The 19713-nt window shown below is 43.5% G+C and carries 16 protein-coding genes; 6 read left to right on the forward strand and 10 right to left on the reverse strand.

All coding sequences use genetic code 11. The features are described from left to right. Positions 1 to 323 precede the first annotated feature (323 nt). Positions 324 to 1052, reverse strand: a complete 729-nt coding sequence (locus C3007_RS05385) for a 3-deoxy-D-manno-octulosonic acid kinase (RefSeq protein WP_103853475.1) — start codon at positions 1050 to 1052, stop codon at positions 324 to 326. Positions 1053 to 1145: 93 nt separating this feature from the next. On the opposite strand from C3007_RS05385, the gene C3007_RS05390 reads away from it, so the two are divergent. Next, positions 1146 to 2192, forward strand: a complete 1047-nt coding sequence (locus tag C3007_RS05390; protein WP_103853476.1) for a glycosyltransferase family 9 protein — start codon at positions 1146 to 1148, stop codon at positions 2190 to 2192. A 157-nt stretch (positions 2193 to 2349) separates the two neighbouring features. Next, complete coding sequence (locus C3007_RS05395; protein WP_103853477.1) at positions 2350 to 4188, forward strand: ABC transporter ATP-binding protein; 1839 nt, start codon at positions 2350 to 2352, stop codon at positions 4186 to 4188. A 57-nt stretch (positions 4189 to 4245) separates the two neighbouring features. Here C3007_RS05395 and fucP read toward each other — a convergent pair whose 3' ends face one another. From fucP to deoC, 7 genes are all read right to left on the reverse strand, one after another. Then, a complete protein-coding gene (gene fucP / locus C3007_RS05400) occupies positions 4246 to 5532 on the reverse strand; it encodes an L-fucose:H+ symporter permease (RefSeq protein WP_103853478.1) in 1287 nt (428 codons plus the stop codon). A gap of 109 nt (positions 5533 to 5641) precedes the next feature. Beyond that, positions 5642 to 6289, reverse strand: coding sequence for an L-fuculose-phosphate aldolase (fucA, locus tag C3007_RS05405; protein WP_103853479.1), 648 nt, complete (start codon positions 6287 to 6289; stop codon positions 5642 to 5644). Positions 6290 to 6315: 26 nt separating this feature from the next. Continuing rightward, the gene (fucU, locus tag C3007_RS05410; RefSeq protein WP_103853480.1) at positions 6316 to 6783 is read right to left on the reverse strand and encodes an L-fucose mutarotase; all 468 of its coding nucleotides are present in this window, start codon (positions 6781 to 6783) and stop codon (positions 6316 to 6318) included. Continuing rightward, positions 6777 to 8240 (reverse strand): L-fuculokinase, encoded by a 1464-nt coding sequence (gene fucK / locus C3007_RS05415; protein WP_103853481.1) that lies wholly within the window; start codon positions 8238 to 8240, stop codon positions 6777 to 6779. The genes fucU and fucK overlap by 7 nt, the downstream gene beginning before the upstream one ends. Positions 8241 to 8302: 62 nt before the next feature. Beyond that, positions 8303 to 10069, reverse strand: a complete 1767-nt coding sequence (gene fucI, locus C3007_RS05420; RefSeq protein ID WP_103853482.1) for an L-fucose isomerase — start codon at positions 10067 to 10069, stop codon at positions 8303 to 8305. A 328-nt stretch (positions 10070 to 10397) separates the two neighbouring features. Then, positions 10398 to 11147 carry a DeoR/GlpR family DNA-binding transcription regulator gene (locus C3007_RS05425; RefSeq protein WP_103853483.1) on the reverse strand — a complete coding sequence of 250 codons (750 nt, stop codon included), beginning with the start codon at positions 11145 to 11147 and terminating at the stop codon, positions 10398 to 10400. Positions 11148 to 11189: 42 nt separating this feature from the next. Beyond that, entirely contained in the window at positions 11190 to 11879 is a 690-nt protein-coding gene (gene deoC / locus C3007_RS05430) for a deoxyribose-phosphate aldolase (RefSeq protein WP_103853484.1), read from the reverse strand. A gap of 136 nt (positions 11880 to 12015) precedes the next feature. Between deoC and rfaD the strand changes: the two genes are divergently transcribed. From rfaD to rfaC, 3 genes are all read left to right on the forward strand, one after another. After that, on the forward strand, positions 12016 to 12939 hold the full coding sequence (rfaD, locus tag C3007_RS05435) for an ADP-glyceromanno-heptose 6-epimerase (protein WP_103853485.1): 924 nt from the start codon (positions 12016 to 12018) through the stop codon (positions 12937 to 12939). A gap of 855 nt (positions 12940 to 13794) precedes the next feature. Further along, positions 13795 to 14850 (forward strand): lipopolysaccharide heptosyltransferase II, encoded by a 1056-nt coding sequence (gene waaF, locus C3007_RS05440; protein ID WP_103853486.1) that lies wholly within the window; start codon positions 13795 to 13797, stop codon positions 14848 to 14850. A 13-nt stretch (positions 14851 to 14863) separates the two neighbouring features. Then, positions 14864 to 15814 carry a lipopolysaccharide heptosyltransferase RfaC gene (gene rfaC / locus C3007_RS05445; RefSeq protein WP_103853487.1) on the forward strand — a complete coding sequence of 317 codons (951 nt, stop codon included), beginning with the start codon at positions 14864 to 14866 and terminating at the stop codon, positions 15812 to 15814. Here the strand turns inward: rfaC and murQ are convergent. Further along, on the reverse strand, positions 15811 to 16728 hold the full coding sequence (gene murQ / locus C3007_RS05450) for an N-acetylmuramic acid 6-phosphate etherase (RefSeq protein WP_103853488.1): 918 nt from the start codon (positions 16726 to 16728) through the stop codon (positions 15811 to 15813). The two genes, rfaC and murQ, sit on opposite strands and share 4 nt — an antisense overlap. A 318-nt stretch (positions 16729 to 17046) precedes the next feature. Next, positions 17047 to 18180 carry an anhydro-N-acetylmuramic acid kinase gene (locus C3007_RS05455; RefSeq protein WP_103853489.1) on the reverse strand — a complete coding sequence of 378 codons (1134 nt, stop codon included), beginning with the start codon at positions 18178 to 18180 and terminating at the stop codon, positions 17047 to 17049. Positions 18181 to 18256: 76 nt separating this feature from the next. Here C3007_RS05455 and glmU point away from each other — a divergent pair, with 76 nt between their 5' ends. Then, positions 18257 to 19627 (forward strand): bifunctional UDP-N-acetylglucosamine diphosphorylase/glucosamine-1-phosphate N-acetyltransferase GlmU, encoded by a 1371-nt coding sequence (gene glmU, locus C3007_RS05460; protein ID WP_103853490.1) that lies wholly within the window; start codon positions 18257 to 18259, stop codon positions 19625 to 19627. The last annotated feature ends 86 nt before the right edge of the window (positions 19628 to 19713 follow it).

Here is a 19713-nt window from a genome sequence, read left to right on the forward strand (position 1 = left end):
GGTTATCTTAATTTATCTTCTCTTTCGTTTTCTAGCTTATTGAATATCGCATTTTTTTATCATTTATTTTAATAATGATGTAAGTGAATTTGTAAGTAAGAGTAAAATTAAATAAGACAGAAAACATATAAAAACTTAGCAAAATTACACCGCACTTTGGTTTTATGTTTTTTCAGTAAAAGCCTTATAACTGGCTTGAAATTAATTTTTGAAAAGTTAAAGTAAAATCTCTATTTTTCTTAAGAAGAACGAAAAAGATTTTATCAGAGCGATTTTGTTATTTTTTACTAGGTGTGTCTTTATAGATAGATATAGCGATTAAATTATCCCTTATACCCACTCAAAACCTCATCCCAATCCTGTTCTGTAAATTTTATTGCCAGCTTATTTACTTCTTTAATGAAAGAGCGGTGTAATCTGGCGAGATTTTGGGCTTTCCAGTTATTACCTGATTTTTCGGCGCATTTGTCAAAATCAATCAACCAGTATTTTTGTTCTGGTGTGGCGAAATGTTGGACTAAAATATTATGCGCGTTAAGGTCGGTGTGGCAGATTTGTCGATCGTGTAATTGGCGGATTAAACGGCCGATTTGCTGCCAATTTTCAGCGGATAAAGAATGATGTTGTAAAAGTGCGGTGAGATCTTGCGCATTTTCGATTTTTTCACTCAGTAAATCCGCTTGATAGCAAATGCCCGCTTTGCCTTTAATCACTCTTGCCCCAATAGGTTTTGGCACGGGGAGTCCATCTTTATGTAATTTATTTAACAAATGAAATTCGGCGAAACTGCGCGTGTGCTGAAGATTACGGAACCCATAACGATCTTTATTCAACTTACCAAATAAACCACCGCGATAATAATGGCGTAAGGCACAATTTACGCCAAAAAGATCCGCACTTTGCACAAACCAAGTTGTCCCCCTCCCTTTGGCTGAACCAAGAATACGGCTTTGTTGCTGCCAAAATTGCGGATCAAAATAAGCGCAGGGATCAACAGGTTGTGTTTCCAGATTAAAAATAAAATATTGGTTTTGCTGTTGCAGTTCAAGCATATTCGGCAGATTTCTTATAGAATAGATCAATGAAAATATTCTACTGAAAATAAAAAAGAATGCTACATTAAGCAGAAAAAGTAAGGTAAATCTATGGCACTTTTTTCCACGCCCCCTAAATCTATTTGTATTTTACGCCTTTCCGCCATTGGTGATGTGTGTAATGCGCTGTCAGCGGTACAACAAATTCAGCGTTATTGGGAAGATACCCAAATCACTTGGATTGTGGGCAAAACCGAAATGCAGTTATTGCAAAATGTGAAAGGAATTCGCTTTATTCCTTATGACAAAAAAACCGGCTGGAAAGGTATCTTAGCTTTATGGAAAACCTTGCGTGGTGAGCATTTTGATGTGCTATTAAATATGCAAACGGCCTTGCGTGCTTCAATGATTTCCTTAGGCATCAAAGCCACTTATAAAGTGGGTTTTAGCAAAAATCGTGCGCGAGAAGGGCAATGGTTGTTTACCAATCGTAAAATTAATGAACCAACTAATCAGCACGTTTTAGCGGGATTTTGGGCATTTGTGGAATATTTAGGCTTGCCTGTGGAAGCGCCCAAATGGGATTTAGCCATTGGCGAAAAAGAAATTTCCGCAGTTAGGCAATTTATTGATCCGACAAGAAAAAATCTGCTCATTTCCCCTTGCTCAAGCAAATCAGAAAAAGATTGGTTGGCTGAACGCTATGCAGAAATTGCCAATATCGCCCATAGTCAAAATATTAATGTGATTTTGTGTGGCTCGCCTGCGCCAAGAGAGCAAGCAATGATCGAAAAAATCATCGCATTGTGTGATTTTCAGCCTGTGAATGCGAGTGGCAAAACCTCACTGTTAGAATTAAGTGCCTTAATCGGAATGGCGGATTTACTGCTCGCTCCCGACAGCGGCCCTGCACATATTGCCACAGCTCAAGGCACACCTGTGATCGGTTTGTATGCCTATCATAACCCGCTGCGCACAGGGCCTTATAACAATTTGCCCGAAGTGGTTTCCGTGTATGAACAAAATGCCCTGCAAGAATTTGGCAAACCGTCTCGCCAATTACCTTGGGCAACCAAATTGAAAGGCAAAGATTTAATGGCGCAAATTTCTGTGGCAGACGTATTAGAGAAAATGCGCCAGATGGGCTTTATTCAATAAAACTGTTAAAAAATAGCCAAGCATTCGCTATAATACGCCGATTTTTGTGTTCGCGAATCGACAAAAATAAAGTGCGGTGGAAAATTCTGTAATTTTTCACCGCACTTATCCTTTTATTTTACCTTGCGAACCTTTCTTTTTATTTCTAGGAAAAACAATGTTTAATAAAATTTTTGAATGGTTTGAAAGCCGCCTAAATGCCTATCCAGAGCAATCACCGAAAACGCCCGAAAAAGGTTTAATCCGCTTTATTTGGTCGAATATGGAAGGAATGCGTGGCTGGATTTTGCTACTTGCATTGCTCACTGTGGGAACGGGGGTGATGGAAGCCGTGTTGTTCCAGTTTATGGGGATTGTGGTGGATTGGCTTGGCAAGTACACGCCAGCCACCTTATGGCAAGAAAAAGGCCATTGGCTTTTGGCGATGGCAGCTTTGCTGGTGTTTAGCATATTTTGGTCGTTTACTGCCTCTGCGGTACGTTTGCAAACCTTGCAAGGTGTATTTCCAATGCGTTTGCGTTGGAATTTCCACCGTTTGATGCTAGGGCAAAGCCTGAGTTTCTATCAAGATGAATTTGCTGGACGCGTATCGGCGAAAGTTATGCAAACCGCCCTTGCGGTGCGTGATACCGTGCTGACCATTGCGGATATTATGGTCTATGTGGTGGTGTATTTCATCACCTCGGGCATTGTGCTTGCCGCGTTAGATGCGTGGTTCTTGCTACCTTTTGCCTTGTGGATTGTGGCGTTTATCACGATTTTACGCATTATCATTCCCAAATTAGCTAAAACGGCAGAACGTCAAGCAGATGCGCGTTCTTTAATGACGGGGCGAATTACCGATTCTTACGCCAATATCGCCACCGTGAAATTATTTTCCCACGGTTCAAGAGAAGCCAGTTACGCCAAGCGTTCAATGGAAGAATTTATGGTTACCGTACACGCCCAAATGCGTTTAGCGACCTCTTTAGATACCATCACTTACGCCACTAACATCACCTTAACACTCAGCACGGCAATCCTTGGCATTGTGCTATGGAAGCAAGGCAGCGTTGGCGTGGGAGCGATTGCCACCGCCATTGCAATGGCATTGCGGGTGAATTTTATTTCCCGTTGGATTATGTGGGAATCAGCACGTTTATTTGAAAATATCGGTACGGTGAATGACGGAATGAACACGCTCACTAAACCGCATACTATTGTGGATAAACCGCAAGCCTTGCCATTAAAAGTAAGCAAAGGGGAAATTCGTTTTAATGACGTGAGTTTTTCTTATGATCCACAAAAGCCGTTGCTAAGCCACTTTAACCTCACCATTAAACCGGGGGAAAAAGTGGGCTTGATCGGTCGTTCAGGGGCGGGGAAATCCACCATTGTAAACTTGCTATTACGTTTTTATGAAGCGAATCACGGCGACATCACCATTGACGGACAAAACGTGTGTGATGTTACGCAAGAAAGTTTACGCAGCCAAATTGGCTTAGTGACACAAGATACCTCATTGCTGCACCGTTCCGTGCGCGAAAACATTATTTACGGCCGCCCAACTGCCAGCGATGAAGAAATGATCTCCGCTGCACAGCGTGCTGAAGCATCAGAATTTATTCCTTATTTGAGCGATTCAGAAGGCCGAACAGGCTATGATGCTCACGTTGGTGAGCGGGGTGTGAAACTTTCTGGCGGACAACGTCAGCGTATCGCTATTGCCCGCGTGATGCTAAAAGATGCGCCAATTCTGCTGTTAGATGAAGCCACCAGCGCGCTGGATTCCGAAGTGGAAGTGGCGATTCAAGAAAGCCTCGATAAAATGATGGAAGGCAAAACCGTGATTGCTATCGCCCACCGCCTTTCTACCATTGCCGCAATGGATCGCTTAATTGTGCTAGATAAAGGTCATATTGTGGAACAAGGCACACACAATGAATTGCTTGCTCAAAATGGGCTTTACGCCAAACTCTGGCATCACCAAAGCGGTGGTTTTTTGAGTGAAGAATAGATAGCATTAAATATCAAAGCAAGATTGCCGAACAATCTTGCTTTTTTTGTATTTATATTATTCCAACACTTTCCACGTGCGATAACCATAAATTGCAATGGCGACAAAGCAGATAAGTGGTAGTACGAAAGAAACATTGACTGCTGGCATTCCAAAAATTTCGCCTTGGTCAATAAGAATGCCTTGCAATGGTGGCATTAACGCGCCGCCGACAATTGCCATTACTAAACCAGCTGCACCTAAGGTGGCTTCTTCTTTTAATCCATAAAGTGCGATGCCGTAAATGGTTGGGAACATTAGGGACATAAAGGCTGAAGTGAGAATTAAGCAATATAAACCGCCCACGCCGTCAATAAAGATAACACCAAGGATACTGAAGAAACCGCCTAATGCGAAAAGGTATAACATTAGTTCCGCTTTGAGATATTTCATAATACTGGTGCTAATAAAGCGGCTTACGATAAAAATACCCATTGCGATAATGTTGTAGTTTTGTGCTTCTGCTTTGGTAAAGCCCAAACGTTCAGCATATTGAATAATGAAAGTCCAGCACATAATTTGCACACCAACATAGAACACTTGCGCAATCACCCCTTCGCGATATTTTGCTTTTGCAATTAAGCGGTTAAAGGCTTCACGGAAAGAAAGTTTCGTGCCTTGTTCAATTTTGGTTGCAGGCATTTTGTATAAACCAATCACTAACATAATCACGACTACCACAAATCCCACAACTAAATAAGGATTGCGGATAATTTCTAAATCATGAGTACGCACGGCGGCTTTTTCTGCTGCGGATAAAGTGTTGAAAATCAGATTACCTGCTGCATCACGTTTGTCAGATTCCAAATTTACTAACACGATTTGTGAGGCAACAAACATTCCTGTAATCGAACCGAGCGGATTAAAAGATTGCGCTAAATTCAAACGGCGAGTTGCAGTTTGTGGATCACCCATTGAAAGGATATAAGGATTCGCTGTGGTTTCCAAAAATGCTAAGCCAAAAGTTAAAATGTAAAGCGAGAATAAAAAGAAGGTAAATTGTTCATAGCGTGCCGCAGGATAGAACAAAAATGCGCCCACAGCATAAAGGGCTAAACCCAGTAATACCCCCGATTTATAGTTATAACGGCTAACAAATAATGCGGCAGGAATGGCCATTGTGCCGTAACCACCATAGAAAGCAAATTGCACTAATGCCGCTTCTGAGGCGGGAATTTCCATCACAGTTTGGAATACCGCAACCATTGGATTGGTAATATCATTGGCAAATCCCCATAGCGCAAATAGCGTGGTAATGAGGATAAATGGAACAACAAATTGCTTTTCAAGAATTTTTGCACTCATAATGTTCTCCTTGTTTGAGGTGCAAACTCACCGCGAGTTTCTTTTTGCGGTAAGAAAATAAGTTTGCTTAATCATCAACTTTATGTGAAGCAACTGCGCGATAAACTCGCTACTCCTCAATGCGTAATCCATAGGATTTGAATTTTTCTAATACCACTGCCATATCTTGTTCTGATAACAATGGGATAGGTTGTTGGGTTGAGAGTAATTGGATATACCATTTCGCTAACACTTCCACTTCCTGTGCTAACCATAAGGCTTTATCTAAATTTTCTTCAGCCGCGATTAAACCGTGGTGGGCAAGTAAAATCGCCTTGCTTTGCTTAATTCCTTCCCCCACATATTGGGCTAATTTTGCCGTGCCGAAAGTGGCATAAGGGACGCAAGGAATATGATCCGTGCCACCTACGGCAATCATATAGTGAATGGGTGGAATCGGTTTTTCCAAGATTGACACTGCTGCGCAATAAGTCGCGTGGTTATGCACCACTGCATTTACATCAGGACGTGCTTGATAAACGGCCAAATGGAAATGCCACTCGCTCGAAGGCAATTTGCCTTCTTCGTGTTGCCCTTGATTGCTAACAAACACAATATCTTGTTCTGTCATTTGCTCATAAGGCGTTCCTGTTGGGGTAATCAACATTCCATCTTGGTAACGCACACTGATATTGCCCGCAGTGCCTTGATTTAAACCTAATCTTGTCATTTCAAGGCAAGTATCAATAATTTTTTGTGAGAGCTGTTGTCTGTTCATTTTATTCTTCTCCTTACTACAATTTTTTAGGGAAATACTGGGGTTACCCCTTTTTTCAAAATAATATTGCCGTATTTTGCACATTCGCCTGTAACCACCACGGCATAGGCTTGTTTGGCCCGATCGTAAAAATCAAAACGGTCAATACGGGCTAATTTCGGCAAATTTTGCACCGCACTTTGAGTTTGTGCAGATTTCTGTAATGCCGTTTCAATCGCGTTGAGATAACGAGCTTCCACGCTGGGGTCAAGGCTATCCCCTTGCACGGCTTGCATCATAATCAGTGGCGCATCTACATAGCTATCAAATTCAAATAACGGTGTGATCCCTGCTAATAACGTATCAATACCAATGCCATCAGCACGCAAAATACGATGGTGGACTTGGTGTGCGGGGAAATGCGCATCAGCAAGTACAATTTCTTCGCCGTGCCCCATTTCAGCAAGCACCTTCAATAATTCTGGGGAAAGGGCTGGGTGAATACCTTTTAACATTGTTTATCCTCCATCAGTTGTTGATAAAGTGCGGTGTGATTGGTAGGAAAAATTCGCTGTTTGCTTGGTTGCATTTCGGTTTGTGCTTGTTGTACGTTGTCATAGATGCCGACGGCCGCCAGGGTAAACATTGCCGCGCCTAACACGGTGCTTTCTGCCACATCTACAATATCAATAGGCAAATTCAGCACATCAGCACGAATTTGATTCCACAGACGATTTTTAGAACCGCCACCCACGCAAATTAAGCTCTCCGCTTTGAAATGGCTGACTTGTTGCAGAATATCTAAGCCTGCTTTAAGTTGATAAGCCATATATTCCAACGCCGCACGATAAATTTGCCCACGCGAGCTGTGCATTGAAAGCCCGACAATTTGCCCGAAACCTTGTCCGTTATCCGCAGGGTTAAACTTGCCACCAAAGCGAATGCCCTGTGATCCCACCGGCGCTGCTGAGCCTTCTGCGATCATTGTTGGGTAATATTCTTCAGTATCTTTTACATCGGCAAAGAAAGTTTTGCCCACCCATTCCATCACGCCAGAGCCAATCCATTGCACTGCAGGATTAAAGCAACGAGATAGTGCGTCAAATTCCGTGGTTAAGCCTTGTGGCACAAATTCAATGTGTGGCTCGGCTTTTTCGGTGCGCGCCATTAAAATCTCCCAAGTGCCTGAACTTAGCACCGGTTGATTTAGCCCTGCGCCTGAGCCAAAAACCGCAAATTGGGTATCGTGTCCGCAAGAAATCACCGGAATAGGATTTAACCCTAGCTGCTGACAAAGTGCGGTGGATAACACGCCAATTTTTTCACCTGCACTCACCATTGGTGGAAAATGTGTTTCTTGTAGCCCTAATACATTTAGCACTTCCGTATCCCAAGTTTGGCTTTGCAAATCGGTCATCATTGAGGTGCCAGCCATTGTGCGATCGGTGCTAAAAACGCCTGTTAAACGTTGGTTAAGCATTGATGAAATGAACACAAATTTATCCATTTTTTGCAAAATTTCAGGTTCATTTTCTTTTAGCCATAACAGTTTAAATAGGGTGTTAAAACTGTATTGCCCAATTCCGTTCCGTTGATAAAGTGCGTTCACATCAAGGTATTGCGCAAGATTTTCCATAATGGAAATGGTGCGTGGACATTGCCAAGAAATAATCGGGTAAAGCTGATTTCCAGCCTTATCGAAAGGTGCGCCATCCACCCCAAAGGTGGTAACGCCAATCCCTACAATGTCTTGTAAAGAATGGGATTGTTTGAGCTGAGTTAAGGTTTTTTCGGCACAAATTAACAACTTCTGCCAGATTTCTTCAATATCCCAAATATAAAAATGCGGATACTGCGGATCAGGTTGAGCGCGATTTGGCTGATGATGAGAAGCCAAAATCTTGCCCTTTTGATCAATAGCAATAGTGCGTAAATTGGTTGCGCCACAATCAAAAATCAGTGCGATTGCCATAAAACCTCCGAGAGTTCTATTTCAAAAGTGCGGTCAAAAACACCGCACTTTTCCTTTAGCGATTATTTATAAAGTGGCCCAAAGTTTGCGCAAGCGCGGTAATCTTGCCCTTCTTTGTCTTGACCAAAGCTATTCCACGCACTTGGGCGGAAAATATCTTGTTCAGCCACATTGTGCATACACACAGGAATGCGCAACATTGAAGCAAGGGTGATGAGATCCGCACCAATATGACCATAAGTGGCAACGCAGTGATTTGCGCCCCAGTTCGCCATAACAGAATACACATCAGTGAATGCACCTGTGCCTGTTAAGCACGGTACGAACCAAGTGCAAGGCCAAGTTTCGTTGGTGCGTTTCATTAGGGTGTCGTGAACCTCAGCAGGTAAATCAATTGACCAACCTTCCGCAATTTGTAGTACAGGGCCAATGCCTCGAATAATATTTAAACGGTGCATCGTAAATGGCATTCCGCCTTTAGTGAGATATTGTGATGAGTAACCGCCGCCACGGAAATATTCATACACCGCAGGACACCAACGGGTGTTTTCCACACAGCGTTTGCCATCTTCTTCCGTTACCTCCCAAGCAGGCTTAATGACAGGATTGCCTTTGTCATCTGTATGCTGACCTGTGCCGTCTAAGGCGGCAGAACCGGAGTTAATCAAATGGATAAAGCCACTTTCTGGGCGGAAGCCAGTGGCACGTTCCACTGCATCAGGACTCCAATAGGTACGCACATCGGCAAAGATTTGAGCTTGCCCAGTAAGCTGATTACCAAACAGCATACATACGCCATTGAGGGAGTCATTTTCCGTAGCAAGAATGTAAGGTGGGCGAACACCATTCCAGTCGAAGGTAGAGTTAAGAATGGCTTCCATAAAATCGCCATTTGGCATATGGTCTGTCCAATGACGTTGTCCTTGGAAACCTGCTGCAATCGCGTTATGTCCAAGGGCTTCTTCACCATAATTGAGCTGCGCTAATTTTTCATTGCCTGCCATCAGATCACGTGTGATGATTGCCATTTTCACCACATTTTCCCAAAGCTGCGCTTTTTGTTCTGGGCTATCTTGATGATCTGGGTGATTGACATCAACGCCTTCTTTGCAATAGGTTTTCACCCATTGAAGTGCCAATTCCACTTCTTCCTCATCATAAATTTTGCGGTCAAGACGGCGTTTAATTTCGCTCATATCCACATATTCATTGCGCATTCCTAAATATTCTTGGAAGAATTTTTGATCCACGATAGAGCCCGCAATTCCCATAGAAACAGAACCGATAGAAAGATAGGATTTGCCGCGAATGGTTGCCACAGTCAGTGCGGCGCGAGCAAAGCGTAGGAGTTTTTCTTTAACATCTTCAGGAATACTGGTATCAGAGGCTTCTTGCACTTCTGTGCCATAAATAGAAAAGGCAGGTAAGCCCATTTGTGAATGGCCGGCTAATGCGGCCGCTAAATAAACAGCACCAGGGCGTTCTGTGCCATTGAATCCCCAAATGGCTTTTGGCATATGCGGATCCATATCAATGGTTTCTGAACCATAGCACCAGCAAGGGGTAACGGTAATCACTGCGCCTACATTGGCGAGTTTAAATTTTTCTGCACAAGCAGCGGCTTCGGCCACGCCACCAATACAAGTATCTGCGATAACACATTCCACAAATGAACCGTCCGTATGGCGAATATGGCTTTCTAATAAATTGGCAACGGATTTAGCCATATTCATCGTTTGATCTTCGAGCGATTCACGCACGCCCATACGGCGGCCATCAATGGTTGGGCGAATACCAATTCTAATTGGGGCTGATTTTAATACTGTCATTGTGTTTTCCCTCTATACTAAGCCGAGCTTTATTCCGCTATGGGTATTGTGTTGAATAAAGTCAGCAAGATTTATTGAAAAAGTACGACTTGGGTAAAATGAATTGCTTTCATCGCGCATACGGCAAGAATGGAACGGTGGAGCAATATCGTTATGCAATGTGCTGCATCAACTTTATTGTTCAATAAATCAGAAAAAGAGAATAGTTTTTTAGCAAGTTTGTGTGATTTTTGCGGAATAGATCACAAAAAATGACCGTTTATAGCAAAATAAAATGCCCGATTTAATATTTTATTATTAAATCGGGCATTTTTGCTTTAAAGAGCAGTCAAAAAGCGAGATGAATTTCTTGTTCTTTACAATAATTTTGTAAACTTTCATTCGGCGCTTGATCGGTGAATAAAATGTCTAACTGAGAAAGCTCACCTAATTTTATAAGATTTTTACGCTCAAATTTAGAGCTATCCAATAATAAGAATTTCTGCGCTGAGGCATCAATTAATTTGCGTTTGATGGACGCATTCAGTTCATTAGACTCCCAAATTGCCCCACTGCTATCCACCCCAGTACAAGAAAAAACACATAAATCAATATGCAAACGAAGCAAAAGCTGTTCCGAAAGTGGACCATAAAAAGCAGCATATTTTGCCGAATAAACACCACCTGTGGCAATGGTTGTAACATTAGGTTTATTAACTAAGGCATTGATATTATGCATAGAATTAGTAACAACAGTGCAAGGAATATCAGGAATCAGCTGCGCAAAGTGCCAGCTACTGGAACTCGCATCTAAGCCGATTACTGCCCCCTCAAACACATAATCCACCACCTGCTGTGCAATATACTTTTTAGCTTCAGAATTTAAACGTTGTCTTGCTTGAAATGAGCGACCAATATCCTTTGATTGGCTGCTCATTGCACCTCCGTGTACACGATGTAACAAGCCTTTTTGATTTAATGCTCGCAAATCTCGGCGAATGGTTTCCACCGACACGCCAAACTGCTGAGCAAGCTCATTAACATTCACTTTCCCTACTGAATTGACAAGCTGTAAAATTTGCGACGTTCTTGTTGGCATTATTCCTCCAAACGGTCAAAACAGTCATTCGGGCATTGTAAATTAATACCCATTCCCCTGCGCATTTATTCCTTTCACAATGGCAACGCCAGCGCTTACGCCTAGACGGGTTGCGCCAGCATTGAGCATTGCTAGTGCGGTGGCGGTGTCGCGGATGCCGCCTGAGGCTTTTACTTCCACCTTGTCGCCGACGGTTTGCTTCATCAGTGCAACGTCTTCAACCGTTGCGCCGCTAGTGCTAAAACCTGTGGAAGTTTTGACAAATGCCACGTTGAGTGCTTTGCAGATTTCGCAAGCCTTGATGATTTCTTCTTTGGTTAGTAGGCAGGTTTCTAAAATCACTTTTAGGGTTTTGCCTTGGCAAGCTGCAAGCACGGTGGCAATATCTTGTTCCACCGCTTGCCATTGATGGGCTTTGGCAAGGCCAATGTTGATCACCATATCAATTTCATCAGCCCCTGCATTAATGGCTTGTTTCGCTTCAAAGGCTTTCACTTGGCTTAAATTTGCCCCTAAGGGAAAGCCAACAACGGTGCAAATTTTCACCGCACTTTTCTCTTGGCCATTTTGTGTGAGTGCCTGCTTAGCCAGTGGAATATAGGCGGAGTTTATGCACACGGAACAAAATTGGTGTTCAATCGCTTCTTGGCATAAGTTAAGAATATCTTGTGGGGTTTTATCTGCGCCAAGGGCAGTGTGGTCAATGTATTTGGCAATATCTTGTGGTTGCATTGTGTGTCCTTAATCTTGTCTGGATTTGTGCTATATCATAACCTAAAAGCGGTGGTGAGCGCGAAATTTCTTTAGCCCTTATGCGCAAAATCCTTTAGAATAAACAGCAATATTGAAATCAAATGAGGATTGAAAAATGATTATTGTAACTGGCGGCGCAGGCTTTATTGGCAGTAACATCGTAAAAGCGTTAAACGAGATTGGACGCACAGATATTTTAGTGGTGGACGATTTAAAAGACGGCACAAAATTCGTCAATTTAGTGGATTTGGATATTGCGGATTATTGCGATAAAGACGACTTTATTGCGTCCATTATAGCTGGCGATGATTTAGGCGATATTGATGTGATCTTCCACGAGGGCGCTTGCTCGGCCACCACCGAGTGGGACGGCAAATTTGTGATGGAAAACAATTACGAATATTCCAAAGAGCTATTACATTATTGTTTAGATCGCCAAATTCCGTTCTATTATGCGTCCAGTGCCGCCACCTATGGCGACAGCGATACCTTTGTCGAAGCGCGAGAATTTGAAAAACCGTTAAATGTATATGGTTATTCTAAATTCTTATTTGATGAATATGTGCGTAAAATTCTGCCAGAAGCTCAATCACCTGTGTGCGGCTTTAAATATTTCAACGTTTATGGCCCAAGAGAACAACACAAAGGCAGTATGGCCAGTGTAGCTTTCCACCTGAATAACCAAATTTTGAAAGGGGAAAATCCAAAATTATTCGCCGGCAGCGAACATTTCTTGCGTGATTTTGTCTATGTTGGCGATGTGGCGGCGGTAAATATTTGGTGCTGGCAACACGGCATTTCGGGCATTTACAACTGCGGAACGGGCAAAGCGGAAAGTTTCGAGGCAGTCGCGCAAGCGGTATTAAAATTCCACGGCAAAGGGCAAATTGAAACCATTCCATTCCCAGAGCATTTAAAAAGCCGTTACCAAGAATACACCCAAGCGGATCTCACCAAACTGCGCGCCACAGGTTATGACAAACCATTCAAAAGCGTTGCCGAAGGTGTCAGCGAGTATATGGCGTGGTTGAATAAATAACATAACTGCGTAATTAAATCAGATGTAAGGGCGAACCTGCGTGTTCGCCCAAAATAAACAGGATTAGTCGTAAAAATTAACAAAATTTTCACCGCACTTTTATTTTTAGCCAAATAAGTATGGTGGAAAAAGCGTAATTTTTGAGTGGGCGGACACATAGGTCCGCCCCTACGATATGAAATTATTCCGCGATTAAATAAATAATTTTGACTATTTTTGCAGATAAACATAGCAAATTGTAGGGGCGAACCTGCGTGTTCGCCCGAAATAACAGGATTAGTCGTAAAAAATTAGCAAAAATTTCACCGCACTTTTATTTTTAGCCAAATAAGTGTGGTGGGAAAATCGTAATTTTTGAGTGGGCGGACACATAGGTCCGCCCCTACGATATGAAATTATTTCGTGATTAAATAAATAATTTTGATTATTTTGGTAGATAAACAAAGTAAATTGTAGGGGCGAACCTGTGTGTTCGCCCGAAATAAACAGGATTAGTCGTAAAAAATTAGCAAAAATCCCACCGCACTTTTATTTTTAGCCAAATAATAAGTGCGGTGGGGAAAAGCATAATTTTTGAGTGGGTGGACACATAGGTCCGCTCCTACAATATGAAATTATTTCGTGATTAAACAAATAATTTTGACTATTTTTGCAGATAAACATAGCAAATTGTAAGGGCGAACCTGTGTGTTCGCCCAAAATAAACAGGATTAGTCATAAAAATTAGCAAAATTTTCACCGCACTTTTCTTTTTAGCTAAATATAAGTGCGATGGGAAATTGGCGATTTTTGAGTGAGCGAACATAGCGTTCCCCCGACAATTGATATAATTCACACATTAATGAGAACCGCAGAATGAACATCTTAATAATTGGCCCATCTTGGGTTGGCGATATGATGATGTCGCACAGTTTATATCAATGCTTAAAACAGCAATATCCTGATTGCCAAATTGATGTGCTTGCGCCCAATTGGTGTAAACCCTTGTTGGAAAGAATGCCAGAAGTCAGACGCGCGCTCACAATGCCCATCGGACACGGCACCTTTGGTTTGAAACAGCGTTATGAAATTGGGAAAAGTTTAAGAAATCAATATGATATGGCGATTGTATTGCCAAACTCGCTCAAATCTGCGTTTATTCCTGTGTTTGCCAAAATTGCCCGCCGCCGTGGTTGGAAAGGGGAAAGCCGTTATTTCTTTTTGAATGATTTACGCGCCAATAAAAATGATTACCCAATGATGGTGCAGCGCTATGTGGCATTGGCTTATGAAAAAAACGCCGTGCCAACGGCAGCACAAATGACCTTTCCTTACCCTTATTTACAGGTGAGCAGCCAACAAATCGAGCAAACCAAAAGCCATTTCCACGCACAACTTGCACAGGCAGAAAATCGCCCTGCGATTGGTTTTTGTCCGGGCGCGGAGTTTGGCCCTGCCAAGTGCTGGCCGCATTATCATTATGCTGCGCTTGCTCAAATGCTAATTGAAAAAGGTTACAGCATTCGTCTGTTTGGTTCAGCAAAAGATGAACAAGTGGGCGATGAAATTCGTGCCAGTCTGCCAGAAAATTTACAGCCGTACTGCTTAAATTTAGCGGGGCAAACCAGCCTTAATCAAGCGGTAGATTTAATCGCAGATTGCCAAGGCGTGGTTACCAACGATAGCGGATTAATGCACGTTGCGGCGGCAGTCCAGCGTCCACTTGTGGCACTTTATGGCCCAACTAGCCCACAATACACGCCACCATTATCCCATCAAGCGGTAATTATTCGCTTGCAAAAAGGCGGATTAGAAAAAATTCGTCAAGGCAAAGATAGCGCCGAAGGCTATCATCAAAGCCTTATCGACATCACGCCTGCGATGGTAATGGAAAAATTAAGCGAAATTTTACCGCACTTTAATCAGGCATAAATAAGGCAGAACGATGCGAATTTGCTTAGTAAAAACTTCTTCAATGGGCGATGTGATCCACACCTTGCCTGCATTGACCGATGCGCAAAAAGCTTTGCCTAATTTACAAGTGGATTGGGTGGTGGAAGAAAATTTCGCGGAAATTCCTACTTGGCATTCGGCAGTGAAACAAGTTATCCCCGTTGCCATTCGCCGCTGGCGCAAACAGCTTTTACAACGCAAAACTTGGCAAGAATGGCAAACCTATCGTCAATTATTACAACAAAATCAATATGATGCGGTGATTGATGCGCAAGGCTTAGTGAAAAGTTCATTGTTCGCCGTGCGTCTAGCGCAAGGGGTAAAACACGGCTATGATAAACATTCTGCACGCGAGCCTTTGGCAGCCTTATTTTATGATGAGCGCTATGCCATTGATTATCAGCAACACGCCGTAGAACGCATTCGCCAGTTATTTGCACAAGCCTTGGGTTATGCGCTTCCGAACCAACAAGGGGATTATGGCATTGCACAGCATTTTCCCGTGCAACAAAGCCTGCCGCCTTATGTGTTGTTGATTCACGCCACCACGCGCGCGGATAAACATTGGTGTAATCAAGAATGGAAAAAATTAGTGCAAAATCTCACCGCACTTGGGCTTGCCGTGCATTTGCCTTGGGGAAATGAGAAAGAAAAACAGGCAGCAGAATGGATCGCACAAGGCATTAAAAATGCCGTTGTTCTGCCGAAAATGGATCTCACCGCCTTAGCCCAGCATATCGCCAATGCCCAAGCGGTGGTTTCCGTGGATACTGGGTTGGCGCATCTCACCGCCGCCTTGGATAAACCGAACATCACCCTTTATGGCGCAACCAACCCAGATTTAATCGGCACTTACGGCAAAAATCAATATCACTTACAAGCGCCTACAATGGCACAGATTTCTGCCGAAGCGGTGTTGCAGCGCTTGCGCCCTTTGCTCTAATTTGATTTTAACGCCCCTTGCAAGCGCCCTTGATTTTCACGCAATAATTGCACCGCACTTGGATAATCCAAATCCGCCAGTAACATTAAGATGGCCACTTTTGCATTGTTGTGCGCGGCGTTAAGGGTCTGTTCTGCTTGTTCAGCGGTGCAATCTGTCGCCTGCATTACGATACGCACAGCGCGCGCCACTAATTTTTGATTGCTGGCTTGCACGTCCACCATTAAATTTTGGTAGCATTTCCCTATTAGCACCATACTGGCAGTGGTGAGCATATTCAGCACCAGTTTTTGCGCCGTGCCAGATTTTAAGCGGCTTGAGCCAGTTAGCACTTCCGCGCCTACCGCTGTGATGATGGCAATTTCCGCCGCCTGCGCCATCGGTGAATTGGCGTTGCTAGCAATGGCTACCGTGGTCGCGCCTAAGGATTTCGCATAATCCAAGCCGCCTAGCACATAAGGCGTGCGCCCGCTGGCAGCAATGCCAACCAAAATATCTTTCTCATTAAAATCAATTTCTTGCAAATTTTCTACCGCACTTTGTGGATTATCTTCCGCCCCTTCAATAGGGTGACGCAAAGCACGTTCGCCCCCTGCGATAATGCCTTTTACCATTTCATTGGAAACGCCAAATGTAGGCGGACATTCTGACGCATCAAGCACGCCCAAGCGCCCACTTGTGCCAGCCCCGAGATACACCAAACGCCCCCCTTGCTGAAACGCCTGCACGATTTTTTCCACCGCTGCGGCAATTTGTGGCAAGCATTTTTCAATAGCCAATGGCACGTTTTTGTCTTCCGCATTCATTAATTGCACGATTTCCAACGCCAAAAGCTCGTCCAAATTCATTGAGTTCGGATTACGCTGTTCCGTGCTAAGTTGCGAAAGTTGATTGAGTAATGGGTTGTTTTTCATTTTTTGTCTCTTTGGTTTTTTGAGAGGATTTGCGTAGGGTGGGCTTTAGCCCACCAATGGGAAAATCACATTAAATGGTGGGCTAAAGCCCACCCTACACTGTAATGGCGTATTATCTCGTAGGGGCGGACCGATGTGTCCGCCTATTTAAAATCGCGATTTATTCTATTAAAAATAAAAGTGCGGTGAAATTTTGCCAGTTTTTCCTACGATTAATTCTGTCCATTTCGGGCGAACACATAGGTTCGCCCCTACGAAAATTATTCTTTATAAAATAATGTGTTACAGTTACTTCTAGGTTCTAGCCCTATTTATTATTTAACAATCCTTAGGATAAATCACCCCTAAACTCACCGCTTTTGTTGCGCCGGTAACGCTCGGTTCGTTGGAGGGTAAATGTTCCATTCGACGGTAAGCTAGCCACGCAAAGGCAGCGGCTTCTAAATAATCTGCGTCTAAGCCATAATCTGTGGTGGTGGCGATTTGCCAATGGGGTAATAAATGTTGCAAGTGAGCCATAATAACAGGGTTTTTCGCGCCGCCGCCGCAGACTAATAATAAACAAGGAAGCGTGTTGTGTTGGCTTAAATGTTGCAGATCTTGCGCGCTGCATTGTGCGGTAAATTCCGCCAGCGTTGCTTGCACATCTTGGGGGAGAAGTGCGGTGTGTTTTTGCAGAATTTTTTCTAGCCAAGCCAAGTTGAATAACTCTCGCCCCGTGCTTTTCGGCGCAGGCAAGGAAAAATAAGGATCTGCCAACAAATCTTGCAATAATGCAGGATTGCTTTGCCCAGACGCTGCCCATTCGCCATTTTTATCATAGCTTTTCCCCTGATGTTTGGCGATCCAACTATCTAGCAACGCATTGCCCACTCCTGTGTCGTAACCTAGCACAGGTTGGTTTGGGAGCAGCACAGAAATATTGCTAATCCCACCAATATTCAGCACCACGGTGTTTCGCGTAGGATCAGCAAACACATTGTGGTGGAAAGCAGGCACGAGTGGTGCGCCCTGTCCGCCATAAGCCATATCTTTACGGCGAAAATCAGCCACGGTAGTAATGCCTGTACGAGCAGCGATAATATTGGCATCGCCTAATTGCCAAGTGAAAGGGAATTGCCCTTGCGGTGCGTGCCAAATGGTTTGTCCGTGGCAGCCTACCGCCTGAATTTGTTCTGCGCGAAGAGAATGTTTCGCCAAAAATCGGTTGATACTTTCTGCATAAAGTACGCCAAGTTGATGATCCAGCTCACCAATTTGCTGTAACGTGCCTTGCCCTTGCTGGCAAAGTGCGGTGAGATTTTGACGCAAATTTTGTGGCATTGGCACAAAATCTGTGGCGACCACTTGCGCAGGCTGAGTGGAAAAATCCATTAGCGCGAGATCCACGCCGTCAAGGCTCGTGCCAGACATCACGCCAAGGTAATAATGGGGTTGCATAAACATTTCCATAGAAAATTTGAATTGGCGATATTCTATTATAAAATAGGACAGATTTTTATCTTAAACCGACAGAACAAGGATTTTTATGAAAAATTTAAGCGTAGTGATTTTGGCCGCGGGCAAAGGCACAAGAATGTATTCCGACTTGCCAAAAGTGTTGCATAAAGTTGCAGGCAAGCCAATGGTGAAGCACGTTATTGATACAGCCAAACAGCTCAATGCCGATAATATTCATTTAATTTATGGCCACGGCGCAGAATTATTACAACAACACCTTGCCGATGAAAATGTAAACTGGGTGCTACAACCTGTGCAACTTGGCACAGGACACGCAATGCAACAGGCTGCACCATTTTTCGCTGATGATGAAAATATCGTAATGCTGTATGGCGATGCACCGCTTATCACCGCGCAAACCTTGCAAAAACTGATTGATGCCAAACCAGAAAACGGTATTGCCTTATTGACTGCACATTTGGAGGATCCAACAGGCTACGGACGGATTATTCGTCAAGACGGCAATGTGGTTGCCATTGTAGAGCAAAAAGATGCCACGCCAGAACAATTAGCCATTCAAGAAGTAAATACAGGCGTAATGGTTTCCAGTGGTGCAAGTTTTAGAAAATGGCTAGCAAAATTGGATAACAACAATGCGCAAGGCGAATATTATATGACCGATGTGATTAAATTCGCCAACCAAGACGGCTGCAAAGTGGCTGCTGTGCAAGCGCAAGATTTAATGGAGGTTGAAGGCGCAAATAACCGCTTACAACTGGCTGAGCTTGAGCGTTATTATCAACGTAAACAAGCGGAAAAATTATTGCTAGCGGGCGTAAGTTTGCGTGATCCAAACCGTTTTGATTTGCGTGGTGAAATCACCCACGGTAAAGATGTGGAAATTGACGTGAATGTAATTATCGAAGGCGCCGTCAAATTGGGTAATCGCGTCAAAATTGGCGCAGGTTGCGTGATCAAAAACTGCGTGATTGGCGATGATGTAGAAATCAAACCTTATTCTGTATTTGAAGATGCCGTGATTGGCGAAGAAGCGAAAATTGGGCCTTTTGCCCGCCTTCGCCCCGGTACAGAACTTGCCGCACAAACTCATATTGGCAACTTTGTCGAAGTGAAAAAATCGCAAATTGGTAAAGGCTCGAAAGTGAACCACCTAAGCTATGTAGGCGATAGCGAAATTGGTGCAAATTGTAATATTGGTGCCGGGGTGATCACCTGTAATTATGACGGTGCGAACAAATTTAAAACTATTATTGGCGATGACGTGTTTGTTGGCTCAGACAGCCAGCTTGTTGCCCCTGTTACCATTGCACAAGGCGCAACCATCGGCGCAGGCACAACAGTTACTAAGGATATTGCCGAAAACGAACTGGTGATCTCACGGGTTCCACAACGTAATATCCAAGGTTGGAAACGCCCAGAAAAACTCGAGAAAAAATAACGTGGTTACTATCATTGCTGGTTATGATGATTTTTTAGCCAAAAGTGAAGGTGAACGGAACATCTTGCCAATCTTTTTGACTAAGT

This window comes from Avibacterium gallinarum (genome assembly GCF_002921135.1).
Classification (GTDB): domain Bacteria; phylum Pseudomonadota; class Gammaproteobacteria; order Enterobacterales; family Pasteurellaceae; genus Avibacterium; species Avibacterium gallinarum.